General features: G+C 60.3%; 15 protein-coding genes. 8 read left to right on the top strand and 7 right to left on the bottom strand.

Going from position 1 to position 17,140, the window contains the following annotated elements:
• Positions 1 to 37 precede the first annotated feature (37 nt).
• Together dapE and prmB are read left to right on the top strand one after the other, a co-directional pair.
• Complete coding sequence (gene dapE / locus FSY45_RS19160) at positions 38 to 1,237, top strand: succinyl-diaminopimelate desuccinylase (protein ID WP_003065000.1); 1,200 nt, start codon at positions 38 to 40, stop codon at positions 1,235 to 1,237.
• On the top strand, positions 1,234 to 2,181 hold the full coding sequence (gene prmB / locus FSY45_RS19155) for a 50S ribosomal protein L3 N(5)-glutamine methyltransferase (protein ID WP_046461491.1): 948 nt from the start codon (positions 1,234 to 1,236) through the stop codon (positions 2,179 to 2,181). Before dapE ends, prmB begins: the two co-directional genes overlap by 4 nt.
• A gap of 78 nt (positions 2,182 to 2,259) precedes the next feature.
• On the opposite strand, the gene FSY45_RS27875 is transcribed toward prmB, so the two are convergent.
• The gene (locus tag FSY45_RS27875; RefSeq protein WP_187427574.1) at positions 2,260 to 2,436 is read right to left on the bottom strand and encodes a hypothetical protein; all 177 of its coding nucleotides are present in this window, start codon (positions 2,434 to 2,436) and stop codon (positions 2,260 to 2,262) included.
• Positions 2,437 to 2,439: 3 nt separating this feature from the next.
• Positions 2,440 to 3,300 (bottom strand): ferritin-like domain-containing protein, encoded by an 861-nt coding sequence (locus tag FSY45_RS19150; RefSeq protein WP_046461492.1) that lies wholly within the window; start codon positions 3,298 to 3,300, stop codon positions 2,440 to 2,442.
• Positions 3,301 to 3,707: 407 nt separating this feature from the next.
• Here FSY45_RS19150 and FSY45_RS19145 point away from each other — a divergent pair, with 407 nt between their 5' ends.
• Together FSY45_RS19145 and FSY45_RS28290 are read left to right on the top strand one after the other, a co-directional pair.
• Positions 3,708 to 5,753, top strand: a complete 2,046-nt coding sequence (locus FSY45_RS19145; RefSeq protein ID WP_046461493.1) for an ABC-F family ATP-binding cassette domain-containing protein — start codon at positions 3,708 to 3,710, stop codon at positions 5,751 to 5,753.
• 194 nt (positions 5,754 to 5,947) lie between these two features.
• Positions 5,948 to 6,070 carry a hypothetical protein gene (locus tag FSY45_RS28290; protein ID WP_003064982.1) on the top strand — a complete coding sequence of 41 codons (123 nt, stop codon included), beginning with the start codon at positions 5,948 to 5,950 and terminating at the stop codon, positions 6,068 to 6,070.
• Between the two features lie 434 nt (positions 6,071 to 6,504).
• Here the strand turns inward: FSY45_RS28290 and phbB are convergent, their stop codons facing one another.
• From phbB to FSY45_RS19130, 3 genes are all read right to left on the bottom strand, one after another.
• The gene (gene phbB, locus FSY45_RS19140; RefSeq protein WP_003064980.1) at positions 6,505 to 7,242 is read right to left on the bottom strand and encodes an acetoacetyl-CoA reductase; all 738 of its coding nucleotides are present in this window, start codon (positions 7,240 to 7,242) and stop codon (positions 6,505 to 6,507) included.
• A 260-nt stretch (positions 7,243 to 7,502) separates the two neighbouring features.
• On the bottom strand, positions 7,503 to 8,684 hold the full coding sequence (locus FSY45_RS19135; RefSeq protein WP_003064978.1) for an acetyl-CoA C-acetyltransferase: 1,182 nt from the start codon (positions 8,682 to 8,684) through the stop codon (positions 7,503 to 7,505).
• 145 nt (positions 8,685 to 8,829) lie between these two features.
• Positions 8,830 to 10,722 carry an alpha/beta hydrolase gene (locus FSY45_RS19130; protein WP_046461494.1) on the bottom strand — a complete coding sequence of 631 codons (1,893 nt, stop codon included), beginning with the start codon at positions 10,720 to 10,722 and terminating at the stop codon, positions 8,830 to 8,832.
• A gap of 204 nt (positions 10,723 to 10,926) precedes the next feature.
• Here FSY45_RS19130 and FSY45_RS19125 point away from each other — a divergent pair, with 204 nt between their 5' ends.
• Positions 10,927 to 11,241, top strand: coding sequence for a hypothetical protein (locus FSY45_RS19125; protein ID WP_039050799.1), 315 nt, complete (start codon positions 10,927 to 10,929; stop codon positions 11,239 to 11,241).
• Here the strand turns inward: FSY45_RS19125 and FSY45_RS19120 are convergent.
• Positions 11,158 to 12,075 carry a polyphenol oxidase family protein gene (locus FSY45_RS19120; protein ID WP_003064971.1) on the bottom strand — a complete coding sequence of 306 codons (918 nt, stop codon included), beginning with the start codon at positions 12,073 to 12,075 and terminating at the stop codon, positions 11,158 to 11,160. The two genes, FSY45_RS19125 and FSY45_RS19120, sit on opposite strands and share 84 nt — an antisense overlap.
• A gap of 10 nt (positions 12,076 to 12,085) precedes the next feature.
• Positions 12,086 to 12,751, bottom strand: coding sequence for a maleylacetoacetate isomerase (gene maiA, locus FSY45_RS19115; protein WP_034355595.1), 666 nt, complete (start codon positions 12,749 to 12,751; stop codon positions 12,086 to 12,088).
• Between the two features lie 162 nt (positions 12,752 to 12,913).
• On the opposite strand from maiA, the gene FSY45_RS19110 reads away from it, so the two are divergent.
• From FSY45_RS19110 to FSY45_RS19100, 3 genes are all read left to right on the top strand, one after another.
• The gene (locus FSY45_RS19110; protein WP_046461521.1) at positions 12,914 to 13,609 is read left to right on the top strand and encodes a fumarylacetoacetate hydrolase family protein; all 696 of its coding nucleotides are present in this window, start codon (positions 12,914 to 12,916) and stop codon (positions 13,607 to 13,609) included.
• A 134-nt stretch (positions 13,610 to 13,743) separates the two neighbouring features.
• Positions 13,744 to 14,304, top strand: a complete 561-nt coding sequence (locus FSY45_RS19105) for an NUDIX hydrolase (protein ID WP_003064965.1) — start codon at positions 13,744 to 13,746, stop codon at positions 14,302 to 14,304.
• A 297-nt stretch (positions 14,305 to 14,601) separates the two neighbouring features.
• Complete coding sequence (locus FSY45_RS19100; protein WP_057092323.1) at positions 14,602 to 17,076, top strand: bifunctional diguanylate cyclase/phosphodiesterase; 2,475 nt, start codon at positions 14,602 to 14,604, stop codon at positions 17,074 to 17,076.
• Positions 17,077 to 17,140 lie beyond the last annotated feature (64 nt).

The raw sequence follows: 17,140 nt of genomic DNA, 5'->3' as shown, positions 1-17,140 counted from the left end.
GGCGGCATAGGCATTGTTTTAGTTTGAAGCCCCCTCCATGTCCCGGACACTGCAATTGACCGAGCAGCTCATCAGCCTGCCCTCCGTCACCCCCGAAGATGCTGGCTGCCTTGAGCTGCTCGCCGATGCCCTGACACCCATGGGTTTTACCTGCGAACGCCTGGATAGCGGCCCCGCAGACTTCCGCGTACAAAACCTGTGGGCAAAGCGCGCTCCTGCGATTGCTCAGTCTACGCAAGGCGCTATCAATTCAGATAGGAGTGTGCTGGTCTTTGCCGGCCATACCGATGTGGTGCCACCGGGACCGCTCAAGGAATGGACCAGCCCGCCTTTCGTACCCATGCACCGCGACGGCAAGCTCTACGGCCGTGGTGCCAGCGATATGAAGACCTCCATCGCCGCCTTTGTCGTGGCGCTGGAAGAGTTTTTGCAGACCACACCCGAGCCTGCCTTCGACATCGCCCTGCTGCTGACCAGCGACGAGGAAGGTCCCTCGGTCGACGGCACCAAGGTCGTGGTTGAAGAGCTGCGCCAGCGCGGCGAGCGCCTGGACTGGTGCATCGTGGGCGAGCCCACCTCGGTCAAGCAGACCGGCGACATGATCAAGAACGGCCGCCGCGGCACCATGAGCGGCAAGCTCACCGTCAACGGTGTGCAAGGCCATATCGCCTACCCGCAACTGGCACGCAACCCCATTCACGAGGCCTTGCCCGCACTCGCAGAGCTCGCGGCCACGGTCTGGGACCGCGGCAATGCGTTCTTCCCGCCCACAAGCTGGCAGATCAGCAATATTCATGGCGGTACGGGCGCCAGCAACGTCATTCCCGGCCATGTGGTGATCGACTTCAATTTCCGGTTCTGCACCGAGTCCAGTTCCGACTCCCTGCAAAAGCGCGTGCATGAAATCCTGGACCGCCATGGCGTCGAATACTCGCTGGTCTGGACCGTGGGCGGACAGCCTTTTCTGACCACACCGGGCACCCTGGTGCAGGCCGTGCAGGCCGCCATCAAGGATGAAACCGGACTGGATACCGAGCTGTCCACCACAGGCGGCACCAGCGATGGCCGCTTCATTGCCCAGATCTGCCCTCAGGTCATAGAAATGGGCCCGCCCAATGCCAGCATCCACAAGATCGACGAACACATCGCCGTGGCCGATATCGAGCCGCTGAAGAACATCTACCGCAAGACTCTGGAACAACTCCAGCGCCAGCAGACCACACCCCAGACCGCATGAGCAACACCAGCATCCTCCTGATCTCGGGCAACACCGTTGCCGAACTGATTGCCAGCGGCGCTCGGGCTCTCACAGCTGCCGGCGTGGCTTTTGGCCATGGCACGGCCACGGCCGAGGACGAAGCGGCCTGGCTGGTGCTCTGGAAGCTGGGCCTGCCACTGGACAGCGAACTCACACCCGGCGCTCCGGAATCTGTAGCACATCATCCTGTATCTCTTGACGCACAAGCGCAGATAGCTACTCTTTTTGAAGAGCGCATACGCAGCCGCAAGCCCGCAGCCTATCTGACGAACGAGGCCTGGCTTGTGGGCGTGCCCTTCTACATCGACGAGCGCTCCATCGTGCCGCGCAGCTTCATCGCCGAGCTGCTGGCCGATGGCAGCATCGACGGCTGGCTGTCCGACAAGACCGTGCAGGTGCTCGACCTATGCACCGGCAACGGCTCCCTGGCCTGCCTTGCCGCCATGGCCTATCCTGAAGTCCGGGTGACCGGTGCCGATATATCGACCGATGCCCTGGCCGTCGCCCGTATCAATGTGGACAAGCATGGGCTGCAAGATCGCGTGACGCTGCTGGAAAGCAACGGTATGAGCCAGGTGCCCGGCCCCTGGGATCTGGTGCTGTGCAACCCGCCCTACGTGAACTCCGACAGCATGGGCAAGCTGCCTGCCGAGTACCAGGCCGAGCCCGAGCTGGCCCTGGCCGGCGGCGCCGACGGCATGGACTTCATCCGCCGACTGCTCGAGGACCTGCCCGCGCGCCTGAACAAGGACGCCGTGGTGGTGCTGGAGATCGGCAATGAAAAGCCGTATTTTGAGGCCGCCTTCCCCGACCTGCCCGTGTTCTGGCTCGACACCAGCTCGGGTGACGAGCAGGTGCTGCTGATTACCGAAGAGGCGCTGCGCCACTGGTCCGAAGGCAATACCGCCGCCTTGCAGCTGTAAGTTCTTCGTCCCGCATCCAAGGCACAGGCTGCTCAAAGCCCTGTGCCTTTTTCTTTATGCAGGTCTTTGAACAAGCGCTCAAGCACGCTTTACCGCACTCGGATAGCGAGAACCGCCACCCGCAATCTGCAGGCCATCGCGCCTGCCTGCAAAGAAGCGGGCATTGAGCTGCGCAGGCCCCAGATCCTCTTCCATCTCGAAGCCCGCCGTGCCCAGCAGTTCCGCCATGCGCTGCGGCGTGCTGGATGCATGCAAGACTCAGTACGACATCATGCGTGTTGCCAGCTTGGAGATGGGTGTGCGCACCATGCCCTCCACGCGTGCTGGCAGCAGCATGGGCTTGAGCAGCATGCGCACGGCCAGATCGGCAGGCAGGCGACGGCTGACCAGCTCGTAAATGCGCTGGGCCATGTCTTCGAAGCGAGTGCCGCTATCGGAGAAATAAGGACCCTTGTGCGCCCAGACATGACGCAGCGCGATATCCGAATCGCTCTCTCGCAACTCCTTGAGGCGGCCATACAGTGCCTTGGCAATGCGCGTGCGGCCCACAGGCGACTGCTGCTGCAGCTCCTTGAAGTACTTGAGGAAATGCTTGAAGTGGTTGACCTCATCGTTGCGGATATTGCCCAGCAACTCGCTCAGAACCGGCTCGTCGCTGAGTTCGCGCAAGGTGTGATAGTAGGCCGTGGTGCCGGTCTCCACCACGCAGCGCGCCACCATTTCCAGGCGAGGGTCGGGGTAGAGCTCCTCCATGGTGCACAGCTGCGAATATTCGGCGAAAAAGCTGTCGTAGGCTTGCTGCCAGGGAAACTCCGGCCACACGGCTTCCACATAGGCCCGTAGTGCGCGTCCGTGCTGCAGTTCTTCGGACTCCCATTGATCCTTGAGCCAGACCGCGATCTCGGGCCAGGCAGCGTAATGCTCGGCCAGGTTGGCCGCATAGGTATCCGAGCCGGTTTCGATGAACGAGGCGCTCATCAGCAAGAAGAACAGATCCTGGTTGTGCTCTATGGCACTGCGATCGATGGCAGAGAAGTCAATGTCTTCAATGCGCCAGTGGGCAGAGCCGTTTCTGCTCGGGGTGGTTGAATGTGAAGAGAGGGACAGGTTTTGCTGCATCAGTTGTAGGACCGACATACTTAATCTGTCGGACTTCAGACTTAGAGATATGCCATCTTGTCGACATTTGGCCCTTACGCCATGTCAGATTACACCGACATTACAGGAGACTAACAATTCTTCAAATAGCCTTCTACAGGCTTTCATACCGGCTTTCAAGCTGATTTTTCGAGTTGCAATCATGGATCTGCGTGCGCTTCGCTACTTCATCACCGTGCTGGAGTCTGCACCCAGGCCCCAAGCGTGTGAGCATGAACTGAAATTCACCGAAACGATGATGGAGAACATAGGTCTTCAGGCCATATGAAAGCTCGGACAGACCTGCCACAACCGGGGCATCGCTACCGCCCTGCTCATTCCCTCAAGCTCCTGAGCCTGAGGGCATTCGCGGATAATCGACCCCAGTCATGATCAGTCTCAAGAACATCACGCTGCGCCGCGGCACCAAAGTCCTGCTCGACCAAGTCAGCACCACCATCAACCCGGGAGAGTCCGTCGGCCTTGTCGGCCGTAACGGTGCAGGCAAGTCCAGCCTGTTCGCCCTGCTCAATGGCAGCATCAGCGAAGACGGCGGTGATTTTTTCATCCCTCCTCAGTGGCGCATGGCACAGGTAGCCCAGCACATGCCGGAAACCGACGAATCAGCCACCCGGTTTGTTCTGGATGGCGACACGCGCCTGGCCGAGCTGAACGCCCAGTTGGCTGCCGCCGAAGCCTCCGGCGATGGTATGGAGATCGCCCAGGCCTATGTGGATCTGGCCGATGCCGGTGCACATGATGCTGAATCACGCGCGCAAGCCCTGATTCTGGGTCTTGGCTTCAAGGTCTCCGAGCTGGATCACCCGGTCAACAGCTTCTCGGGCGGCTGGCGCATGCGTCTGCAGCTGGCCCGTGCACTGATGGCCCCCAGCGACCTGCTGCTGCTGGACGAACCCACCAACCACCTGGACCTGGATGCCCTGGTCTGGCTGGAAGCCTGGCTAAAGCGCTATAGCGGCACGATGATCGTCATCAGCCACGACCGCGAATTCCTGGACGCCATCACCAACGTCACACTGCAGATTCAGGGCGGGCAGATCAACCGCTACGGCGGCAATTACTCGCGCTTTGAAGAACTGCGTGCCCAGCAGCTGGAGCTGCAGGCGGCCAGCTTTGCCAAGCAGCAGGAAAAAATGGCCCATCTGCAGAAGTTCATTGACCGCTTCAAGGCCAAGGCCAGCAAGGCCAAGCAGGCACAAAGCCGGGTCAAGCAGCTCGAGCGCATGGAAAAGGTCGGGCCGGTGCTGGCCGAAGCCGAGTTCACCTTTGAATTCAAGGAACCCGCCAATCTGCCCAACCCCATGCTGGCGATTACCGATGCCAGCTTCGGCTATGAGGATGAAGACGGCAGGCAGACCACCATCTTGCGGGGCGTCAACCGCTCCGTGCTGGCAGGCCAGCGCATCGGTATTCTCGGGGCCAACGGCCAGGGCAAGTCGACCCTGGTCAAGACCATCGCCCGCGAGATGAAGGCGCTGGCCGGCACCGTCACCGAAGGCAAGGGCCTCAATATCGGCTACTTTGCCCAACAGGAACTCGACGTGCTGCGTCCCGGCGAAAACCCGCTGGAGCATATGACCCGTCTGGCCAGGGAACTCGGCGCTGCCGCACCCGCCGCCAGCCGCGAACAGGACTTGCGCAACTGGCTGGGCACCTTCAACTTCAGCGGCGACATGGTCAAGCAGTCTGTGGGCAGCATGAGCGGTGGCGAAAAAGCCCGTCTGGTACTGGCCATGATCGTCTGGCAACGCCCCAATCTGCTGCTGCTGGACGAGCCTACCAACCACCTCGACCTGGCCACGCGCGAAGCGCTGGCCATGGCGCTCAACGACTTCGACGGCACCGTGATGCTGGTCTCCCACGACCGTCACCTGCTTCGCGCCGTATGTGAAGACTTCTGGATGGTGGGCCGCGGCGTTGTCGGCCCGTTCGACGGCGACCTGGACGACTACCAGCGTTATCTGCTCGAAGAGTCCAAGCGCTTGCGCGAAGAAGCACGCAATGCCGAACAGCAGGCCAACAGCGCGCCAGCGGTGCAAACTCCGGTAGAGCTCAAGCCAAATACGCCCGAAGCCCCTTCTACAAAAGCGCTGGACGCTCTGAAAACAGAATCATCCACTGACGTGGGTGACCCCAAGGAAGCCCGTCGCCTGGCTGCTGCAGCTCGCCAGCAACTGGCCGAAAAGACCAAGCCTTTCAAGAAAGAGCTGGAACAGATCGACAAGACGCTGCCCAAGCTCAATGCCCAGCGCGGCGCGCTGGAAGAAAAGCTGGCCACGCCCGGACTATCCGGTGGCGATATCGTGGAAGCGGGCAAACAGCTGAGTGCCGTCAACGCTGAAATCGATCAACTGGAAGAGCGCTGGCTGGAGCTATCGGAGCAGATCGAAGCCCTGGCCACCGAAACCTGCTAAGCCCAGGAAAAGCCCTGCCCCAGGAAAAGCCCTGCCACTGACCAGCTTTGGCAGGGCGCTCTTCATTTTGCACATGCATACCGGCTGCTAAAACATCAGCAAACGCGAGTTGCATTTTCTTGCGCTGTTGATTCAGCTTCTTGTCAACCTGCAGTTCAGGCCAGGCGTTGAACCACTCAAAGGAGTGAACTGCAATGACTACCACTGTTACCGACACCGCCAAAGCCCAGCCCGCACAGGCCGCAGCAGCTATGTCTCTGATGGCTTGGCCCTGGGACGAACGTGATCGCAAGCGTGCCCCCGCATTTGCAGCCTGATTATCACTGGATAAAAGAACAGGTAAAAATTTCCAAAAAGCTGTCAACGAGCTGAATCCGTCAGACGTTAAACAGACATACAGGAGAGATTCCCATGCAAACCACGAACATCATGTCCATCTGGCCCGAAGACGAACGCGATCGCAAGCGCTAAGCGCTCGCCGCGCAACACTGTGCAGACCAAAGCGCAGTGTGTTGCAGCCAGGTGCCCGGGCAGTCGGCACTGATAGGCCAAAGAACCCACAAGCCTTACTGCCCCGCGCTCGACCTGCCACTCTCTGAAGTGGCCCCCCATTCCTCAAAACCCGCATGAATGATCTCTGCGGGTTTTGTCATTTGCTTAACCGAGTTTTCCGGTCGAAGCGCACAGTGCAAAACGAAGGGCATGAAAAAAAGGAGCCTGAGCTCCTTTTTTGCTGAATGCCTGAAAAGGCTTAGTGCATATGCAGGCCGCCGTTGACCGCAAAGTCCGCACCTGTGGAATAGCTGCCCTCTTCCGAAGCCAGCCAGGAGATGATGGAAGCGATCTCCGCAGGCTCGCCCAGACGCTTGACGGGCACGCCCGCCACGATCTTTTCGAGCACATCGGGACGAATGGCCTTGACCATATCGGTACCGATGTAACCAGGGCTGACTGTATTCACGGTCACACCCTTGGCAGCCAGCTCTTGAGCCAGCGCCATGGTGAAACCATGCATGCCGGCCTTGGCGGCCGAGTAGTTGGTCTGCCCTGCCTGTCCCTTGGCGCCGTTGACCGAGCTGATGTTGATGATGCGGCCCCAGCCCTTTTCCACCATGTCTGCCACCACCTGCTTGGTGACGTTGAACATGGAGTTGAGGTTGGTTTCGATGACCGACTTCCAGTCGTCCGGCGTCATCTTGACGAACATGCGGTCGCGGGTGATACCCGCGTTGTTCACCAGCACATCGATGTTGCCGTGCTCTGCCTTGGTCTGGTTGAAGGCTTCGACGGTGGATTCCCAATCCCCCACATTGCCAACCGAGGCATAAAACGTGTAACCCAATTGCGCCTGCTCGTCCAGCCACTTGCGGTAGTCGCGCGATGGTCCGCAACCCGCGATCACCTTGAAGCCATCCTTATGCAAACGCTGGCAGATTGCGGTACCGATACCGCCCATGCCCCCCGTGACGTACGCTACTTTCTGACCCATTCATCTCTCCTGTCAATCAATGGTTATTTCACGATCACACTATCAACGATAAGAATTCTTAGGAATTGCTTATCGTTTTGAACGCCACACACCCTGCACGCTGGCCATGCCAGTATGCAATCGAGTAGGTCCGAATGAGCCCGCTTTCGCCGTGGTTTACCTCGTGATCTTCCCTAGGGTCGACGGGAGGCTGGCATCAGCGGGCTTCCCAGACTGCGCCGATCTTCAGGAGCACCGGAGCAGTCTGCAATCCTGAAGCCTCAGCAGGCTTCCACAGCCATAGCAACACCCATGCCACCGCCAATGCACAGGCCGGCCAGGCCCTTCTTGGCACCGCTGCGCTGCATTTCATGCAGCAGCGTCACCAGAATGCGGCAGCCCGATGCACCAATGGGGTGACCGATGGCGATGGCACCACCGTTGACGTTGACCTTGGCGGTGTCAATGCCCAGATCCTGATTCACCGCGCAGGCCTGTGCGGCAAAGGCTTCGTTGAGTTCGAACAGATCCACATCGGCAGCCTTCCAGCCGGCGCGATCCAGCGCCTTGCGCGTGGCATAGACAGGACCCAGACCCATGACCTCTGGGGCCAGGCCGCTGGTGGCGTAAGACACGATCTTGGCCAAAGGCTTGAGGCCCAGTGCCTTGGCCTTGGCCGCCGTCATCACCACCACGGCGGCGGCGCCGTCGTTCAGACCCGAGGCATTGCCGGCCGTGACCGAACCTGCCTTGTCGAAAGCGGGCTTGAGGGTGGCCAGCACATCGGCATTGGTCTTGCGGTTGACGTATTCGTCACTGTCGAACACGATGGGGTCACCCTTGCGCTGGGGAATGCTCACGGGAACGATTTCGTCCTTGAACTTGCCAGCATCCTGCGCGGCCGCAGCCTTTTGCTGGCTGGCCAGCGCCAGCGCATCCTGCTGCGCGCGGCTGACGTTCTTTTCCTTGGCCACGTTCTCGGCAGTGATGCCCATGTGGTATTGGTTGTAGACATCCCACAGACCGTCCACGATCATGGTGTCCACCATCTTCCAGTCACCCATGCGCTGACCGTCACGCGAATTGGGCACGGCATGGGGCGACAGGCTCATGTTTTCCTGGCCTCCGGCAACCACGATTTCGCTGTCTCCGGTTGCCACGGCCTGAGCCGCCAGCATCACGGCCTTCAGGCCGGAGCCGCAGACGGCATTGATCGTCAGCGCAGGTGTCTCCTTGGCAATGCCGGCCGCCATCATGGCCTGACGCGCAGGATTCTGCCCGGCCGCCGCCGTCAACACCTGACCCATGATGACTTCACCGACCTGGTCCTTGCCCACCTTGGCACGAGCCAGAGCCTCGGAAATCACGGTCGCCCCCAGCTGGGTTGCAGGAATCTTGGCCAGAGAGCCGCCGAACTTGCCGACCGCCGTACGCACGGCGGAAACGATAACGATGTCTTCCATTGCTGACGAACCTTTCTAGGTTTCTTACAAGTGATGCATGCGTGCGGGTTGCATCCTGTTCATCGTGCCACCCGCCGCTTCCTATCACGGTGCGAGCCTTGTTTGCTGCACCGCAATATGGAACTGATTGTGCCTCAGGCCTCGCTCAGGCTTTTGACAGAACGTAGCGACCCGGAGCATCTTCGATGGCTTCATAGGCACGTGCACGGCCATAGCTCTTGGGAGCCGCGAACTGCTTGCCTGCATGGCTGCCCAGCCAGGCACTCCAGTCCGTCCACCAACTGCCCGGATACTCCGTGGCCTCGGCCAGCCAATCGTTGAACGCCTCGGGAAACACGCCATCCTCACGCAGCCAGTGGCTGCGCTTGTTCTTGGCCGGCGGGTTGATGACGCCGGCGATATGGCCGGAGGCACCCATCACGAAACGACGCTCGCCGCCCAGTACCTGCGACGAGGCATAGGCCGCAGCGACAGGAACGATGTGGTCCTCGCGCGAGCCGTAGATATAGACCGGCATCTTGAGCTGGCTCATGTCGATCTTCTCGCCGCACACGGTCAGCACGCCGGGCTTGATCAGATTGTTCTCGAGGTAGAGATTGCGCAGATACCAGGCGTAGAACGGGCCGGGAAGATTGGTTGAGTCGCTGTTCCAGTAAAGCAGATCGAATGGCGGCGGCGTCTCGCCCTTGAGGTAGTTGCCCACCACATAGTTCCAGACCAGATCGTTCGGGCGCAGAAAGCTGAAGGTGGATGCCATGTCCTGGCCCTTCATCAGCCCGCCTTTGCCCATTTGCATCTCACGCAGGCGCACCATGTTTTCATCGATGAAGATGTCCAGAATGCCTGTGTCGCGGAAGTCGATCAGCGTGGTCAGCAGCGTCATGCTGGCTACGGGAAAAGCGTGGGCCTCCACCTTGGCCGCAGCAGTTTTGCTGCCTGTCTTTGCAGCCGCAGCGCGGCTGCGGGGCTTGGCAGCTTGCGGCTGTCCATGCTCGCGGGCATGGCGTGCAGCCAGCACTGCCATCGCAGTGGAGAGCATGGTGCCGCCCACGCAGAAACCCAGCACATTGATCTGCGGCGCCTCGCAGATATCCTGAACCGTGCTCACAGCCTTGAGCACGCCATCTTCGATGTAGTCATCCCAGCTCTTGTGCGCCTGGCTTTCATCGGGATTGCGCCAACTGACCACGAAGGTGCGGTGCCCCTGGCTGACGGCATAGCGAATCACGGAATTGTCCGGCTGCAAGTCCAGAATGTAGAACTTGTTGATACAGGGTGGCACCATCAGAAAAGGTTTCTCGAATACCTTGGCAGTCAGCGGCTTGTATTCGATGAGCTGGAACAGCTCGTTCTCGAAAACCACCGCGCCTTCGGTGGTCGCCACGTTCTTGCCCACGGTGAACAAGCTTTCGTCGGTCATGGAGACATGACCCTGGCGCATGTCGGCCAGCAGATTGGCAATGCCCTGAGCCAGGCTCTCGCCCTTGGTTTCAACAACCTTGTTGAGCGCATCGGCGTTCAGCGCCAGAAAATTGCTGGGCGCCATGGCTGCCACCCATTGCTCGACCGCAAAGCGCACGCGATTGCGTGTTTTCTCATCGCCCTGCACCGCCTCGGCCATACCGGTCAGCATGCGACTGCCCAGCAGGTAGTTGGCTGCGGCCATCGATGCAACGGGATTGGCGCTCCACTCTGGCTTGGCAAAGCGCTTGTCCCTGGACAGCAGGGCCTGAATCTGTTTTCCATCTGCCAACGACTGCACCGACTGCAGGTATTCCTGCTGCAGCCCCTGCAGTTTGGCCGCATCGAACTGCACCGCTTGAGCCGAACCCGTAGCCATCTGGGGCATGGCCGATTGCATGGCATCCATGATTCCTGCCCAAGGGTTGGGTGCGGCCCCCAGACCTGGCATGGCGCTGAGCCCCATGGGAGCACCGGACTGCATCTGCTGAAGCGTCTGGAGGCTCTTGCTCCACTGCTCCTGCCAGAATTGTTGAATGGATTGGCCAGCCTGGCCCCAGCTCGGGTCAAAATTCATGCTTACATCCTAGTCAAGGCAAGCGACCGGCGATCTCAGGGTCTGGGGACGCTTGCGGAATCTGCAATACGGCTCACACGGCGGCATTGTCACCTATGTGCCAGGCAGTTCCGACAAGAAGCGGCCTCATTTTGCCGTTATGAAGCTGTTTTGACACAAAACAACCCGGAGCCAGCATGCTTTCTGGCTCATTACAGAAACACCATGTACCTCATTGCCATCGCCTGGATGTACGTTGTCGTGATGATGACGATCGCCGAGGCTGCCAGCCCCGGCGGCACCCTGCTGGGTGCATTTTTCACCTTTGTGCTCTATGGTCTGCTGCCGCTTTCCATCGTGCTCTACATACTGGGCACGCCGGCCAGAAAGCGCCGCCTCAAAGCCCGGCAGGAACAGGAAGCGCTAGCTGCAGAACACGCGCTCCCCAGCCCCGGCTCAGGCGTCGCGCCAGATGCTGGCAGCCAGCCGCCCGCTGCCGCCCAGACGGGCGGCGTCGCGCCGGTGCGAGAAGAAACGTGATGCATTGCTGACCGTGCACCAGGGCAGACTGCCATCGTTGCCGAAGATTGCAGCAATGCCCAATGCAGCAAGCCTCTGGCGTGCCAGCTGAGCCAGATCGGCCAGATATTTGCCCTCACTGCCCGCTACCGGCACAAAATGCCGCGCAGCATCAGGGTCATGGGCCACAAAGATATCGCGTACCTCGGCCCCCACCTCGAAGGAGTCGGGGCCTATACATGGGCCCAGCCAGGCCTGGGTGTGCGCGGCAATCCGGGAGCGCAATGTTTCGCCCCCTGAAAGCGATGGCTGCATCTGCACCTTGCGACAGAAAGCCTCGAAAAGTGTCTCCAGCACACCGCCGGGCAAGGGCCCGTCAGACAGCTTTCTACCGGGCGGCATGCCGGCCAGACCGCGCCAGCCCGCATGGGCCGCGCCCACGACCAGCCCCGAATCATGGGCCAGCAACACGGGCAGACAGTCTGCCACCATGACGGTACAGACCACGCCTGCATCGTCGGTCACGCAGGCATCGAAGGCTGCACCATTGGACTCGGCCACATTGCCTGCGTCCAGCGTCAGCACCTCCACACCATGTACCTGCTGCAAGAACGCCGTGCAGGCACCAGGGGTGCGGGCCTGCAGCGCCGCATTGAACAGTTCACGGTTTTGGCGCACGTGAGCGGGGTTGTCGCTCACGTGGTCGCCCAGGTTCATGCTGCCCCAGGGTGCCTGGCTGACGCCACCCTCGCGCGAGGTGCAGATGGCATGCACCCCGGGCAGAGCCGGCCAGTCGGGGACCAGCCAGGAGTCAGGCCAGAGGTCCGGTGGACCCGGCCTATAGGTCTCGCTCATGACGCCCTCTTCACTCAGCATCCGGACAGGCCGAAGGATGGGCCTGCTGGAAAGCCGGCAAGGCGTTGCATCGCTCGACCACGTCCATCAGGCGCGGTAGAGCCTCGAGATTCACATTGAAGCGCTGGGCGTTGTAGATCTGCGGGACCAGGCAGCATTCGGCCAGCGTGGGCGCGTCACCCCAGCAAAACGTCGACGGCGCCAGGCCCATGGCCTTGCGTTCAGCATCCAGCAGCGCCAGCTGACGCTCGAAGGCTTCCAGGCCGGAGCGCACCCAGTGCGCATACCAGCCATTCTTGGCCTCGTCGCTGGCCCCCATTTGGTGCACCAGGTACTTGAGCACGCGCAGGTTGTTGAGCGGATGAATCTCGCAAGCCACCATCTGCGCCAATGCGCGCACATGGGCACGGCCCAGTGCATCCCTGGGCAGCAATGGTGTTTCAGCATGGGTCTCATCGAGATATTCGATGATGGCCATGGACTGCGTGAGCCAGTGCCCCTCGTCCGTCACCAGTGCGGGCACCAGCGCGTCACCCACATGGGAGGCATAGGCCGCAGCCTTTTGTTCGCCGCGCACCAGATGCACGGGCACGGAGTCATAGGACAGCCCCTTGAGTTGCAGCGCAATGCGCACACGATAAGAGGCGGAAGAACGGAAATAGGTATGCAGCTTCATGATGTGAGCAGCATAGCGCGAGCCGCGCGGACTGGCATTTTCCCTAGGGCCGGAATACGTAAAAGCCGTCATCAGCCACGCCGTCTCCGGGCCTGCATCGTGGCACACTGCTTGCCACATCAACCATTGCTGATTTCAGCGCGTGTTCCTGCCGAGGACTTCATGAGTTACGTGTTCAATCCCCCTGCCGTTGCCAGCCTGCCTGTTGTGGGCCGCGGCGAGCGCTTTCCCATTCACCGCATCTACTGCGTGGGCCGCAACTATGAGGATCACGCCAAGGAAATGGGCTTTACCGGCCGCGAGCCGCCGTTCTTCTTCATGAAGCCTGCGGACGCGACCGTGGCAGTGGAAGCCGGCAGCACCACCACCGTGGCCTATCCCACGCTGACCCAGAATCTGCACCATGAAATCGAGCTGGTCGTTGCCATCGGCAAGGCCGGCAAGAACATCAAGGCAGCCGATGCACTACAGTACATCTACGGCTATGCCGTGGGTCTGGACATGACACGTCGCGACCTGCAAAACGACATGAAGAAGCAAGGCCGCCCCTGGTGTATCGGCAAGGCTTTCGAGCAATCCGCCCCCATAGGCCCCATCACACCAGCCGATCAGGCGGGAGACATCGTCAACGCCGAGATTTCGCTGCAGGTCAATGGTGACTATCGCCAGCGCAGCCACATCCACAAGCTGATCTGGAATATCGCCGAAACCATTGAGCATCTCTCCAGCGCCTGGGAGCTGCAGCCCGGCGACCTGATCATGACCGGCACCCCCGAGGGCGTGGCCGCCGTGGTCAAGGGTGATGTGCTGGAAGGCGCAGTCACCGGACTTGAGTCCATCAAGATCCAGATCGCCTAAGAATCCCTGGCGCACAGGCAGTTTGCGCCGGCCAGGTACTCCGGGAGTCGCTCCGCAAGGTGTGACTCCCTTTTTCATAGCTGTTTGCGCATGTTGTACCTGCGCTAGCGGCCTGATTTGCTTATAGTTGCGGGATGATTTTTCGCAGCCCCATCAAGTTCTGCCGCAATTGCGGCACCGCAGTCACCTACCGCGTTCCTGACGATGGGGATACGCGCGAGCGTGCCGTTTGCCCGGCCTGCCACACCATTCACTATGAAAACCCGCTCAATGTGGTCGGCACCCTGCCCGTGATGGACGACGGGCGCGTGCTGCTGTGCAAGCGCAATATCGAGCCGCGCCGCGGCAAATGGACGCTGCCTGCAGGCTTCATGGAGCTGGCCGAAACCACCAGCCGCGGAGCCCAGCGCGAAACCGACGAGGAAGCCGGAGCCGACATCGAGCTGGGCAGGCTGTTCAGTCTCATCAACGTGCCCCAGGTAGGACAGGTCCATCTCTTCTATCTGGCCCGCCTTAGAAGCACGCAGTTCTACCCCGGGCCCGAGACCATGGAGGCCCAGTTGTTCGCCGAGGCAGACATCCCCTGGGAAGAAATCGCGTTTCGCACCGTCAAGCTCACCCTGGAACGCTTCTTTGCCGACCGCAGGGCCGGCGTGCTGGAGCAGCCGCAGGTGCACTGCATAGACCTGCTCTGAATCGGCCAGATTGGTTACCCACTTTCTCACAGAAAACACCGCTCTGTCTTGGGGGTACAGAGGAAGTTGTCCGACGCCAGGCTCACTTCTACAGGCCAAAAATTACCAATGAATACAAATTGCGTGTGATCTGACATACCTCCTACGCAATACCGTGAAAGGTCAAGCCATGAGAGCGGGCATCGTGACGGCGTTCTGATCGTCAGCAGGCACATTGCCTTCTGGCTGTTTCATACCAGTCTGCCTTGTCGATGCCCTGACTCATGCATTTACAGTCAATTTACTGGATGAGGCGTCATGAAGGCATCTTTGAGCCCCACACTGAAGTCTCAACAATTGCTGCAGCGCGTCTGGGCTTTTGCGCTCCTGGCACTGATCCTGATGCTCAGCGCCAGCTGCAGCCTCTATCTGCTCTCCGCCGTGCGAGCTTTTGTCAACGGAGAAAGTCTCTGGTCCAAGGCCCAGAAAGATGCGATTTACTCGCTTTCCCGCTACGCGGATGAAGGCAACCCGATCGACTTCGCCCATTATCAGCGGGCCTTGCAGGTGCCGCGTGGCGATGCCGAGGCACGTATTGCCCTCTACGACAAGCCTCTGCGCCTGGACCTGGCGCGCAAAGGCATAGAGCAAGGCCAAAACCACCCCGATGATGTCAGCTCCCTCATCTGGCTGCTGCGCACATTCCGCTATTTCAGCTGGGTGCAGGAACCCGTCGCGTACTGGAAGATGGGTGACGAATACCTGAATCAGCTCGACACACTGGCCCAGGAAATCCGGCAAGGATACGAGGTCGGCAACATCAGCCGCGAAAACATTGCCACCTGGAAGCGCGAGATCGACCTGATCAACCAGGGCGTGACGGCCCTGACCAGAGCCTTCAGCGACTCTCTGGGCCAGAGCTCGCGCAACATCGTCTGGCTACTGCTCGCCCTCAACGGCGCCCTGGCCATTGGCCTGGTGAGCCTGTGGGTCTGGAATACCTGGCGCCTGATCCTGCTGCGAGAGCAGGTTCAAGACGGCCTCAACAGCGAAAAAGAGCGCGCAGAGACCACGCTGGCAGCGCTCAGCGATGCGGTCATCACCACCAATGCCAAGGGCATGGTCAACTATGTCAACCCCGCCGCCATAGGCCTGCTGGGTCTGCAAAAGCAAAGCTATCTGGACAAGCCCATCAAGCAGGTGTTGCAGTTCTATACCATGGACGCCTCCATCACCAGCGAAGGCCTGCTCGCTCAGCTTGTCAATGACACCAGGGAGACCACCGTCGTGCGTGACGAGCAAACGCACTGGGTTCGCCGCACCGACCACAGCATCGTGCCAGTCAAGGTGCTGGGCTCCGCCATGCAGCGCGATGGCCAGGCATCAGGGGCGGTCTTCGTGCTACGCGATGTGTCGCGCGAGCAGCAGTACATGGACCAGATCTCCTGGAATGCACGCCATGACACGCTGACGGGGCTGGAAAATCGCGGGGAATTCGAGCGACGGCTGCAAAAAATGCTGACCCAGGGTCTGCACCAGGTCAAGCCCTACGCTCTTCTCTACATCGACCTGGACCAGTTCAAGCTCATCAACGAAACCAGCGGCCATGCCGCTGGCGATGAGGTGCTGTGTGAAGTCTCTCGCATGTTGCAGGCCAATCTGCGCGAAACCGATTGCCTGGCGCGCATGGGCGGTGACGAGTTTGCCGTGCTGCTGGAGAACTGCCCTCCTTCCAATGTAGCGAGCATTGCCGAGAAGCTGCGCCTGGCAGCCCAGCAACTGCAAACCACCTGGGGAGAGAAGATATTGCGCACCGGTTTTTCCATCGGTGCCGTTCATGTTCCCGGTGATGCGGTCAATGCCTCCGATCTGCTGCGCATGGTCGATATGGCCTGCTATCAGGCCAAGGAGCGCGGGCGCAACAAGGTCTTTTTCTACAAGGCCGAGGACGGAATCTACAGCCGCTATGTCAGCGAGATGGAATGGGCCACACGCATTCGTACCGCACTGGACGAAGACCGCTTCTGCCTCTATGCCCAGAGCATCGCACCGCTACAGGCCCGCAAGCACAGCCGCCACAGCGGCATGCACTTCGAAGTCCTGCTGCGCCTGCGCGATGAAAGCGGCCAGATCCTGGCCCCCGGACATTTCATACCCGCAGCCGAGCGCTACGGCCTGATGCCATCGCTTGACCGCTGGGTGATCACCAGGGCCCTGCAGACACTGGCGCAGCAGCCCGGACACGCCAAGCTGGTGGAAACCTGCGCCATCAACCTCTCCGGTCCCAGCCTGGATGACGACGGCCTGCTGGAATTTGTGAAGGAGCAGTTGCAGCAGCACGCAATTGCGCCGCAAAAGCTATGTTTCGAAATCACCGAAACCAGCGCCATTGGCAACCTCAGCAATGCCACACGGCTGATTCAGTCGCTGCGCGCCCTGGGTTGCCGTTTTGCCCTGGACGACTTCGGCGTCGGCATGTCGTCGCTGACCTATCTGAAGCAGTTGCCCGTCGACTATCTCAAGATCGACGGCGGCTTTGTGCGTGACATGCTCAAGGACAAGGGAGACCACGCCATGGTGGAGATGATCAATCGCATCGGCCAGACACTGGGCAAAAAGACCATTGCCGAGTTTGTCGAGAGCCGCGAGATTGCCGAGGAACTCATGACCATGGGCGTGGATTATGTGCAGGGCTACGCCATCGCCCGCCCCAAACCCATGACCAGCGAATACTTTGCCCCCACGCAGGAAAACCAGCTGCCGCAGTGGTGCGGGGCTCTGGCCATGGGCTGACAGCAGCGCACGCCAATACAAAAAACGACGCATCAAGCGTCGTTTTTTTGTCGGCGGCAGTCAG

Origin of the sequence: Comamonas sp. Z1, from assembly GCF_008121555.1 — a bacterium.
GTDB classification, from domain to species: Bacteria; Pseudomonadota; Gammaproteobacteria; order Burkholderiales; family Burkholderiaceae_C; genus Comamonas; species Comamonas thiooxydans.
Note: the sequence above shows the minus strand (reverse complement) of the source record. Positions and strands in the feature narration are given on the sequence as shown.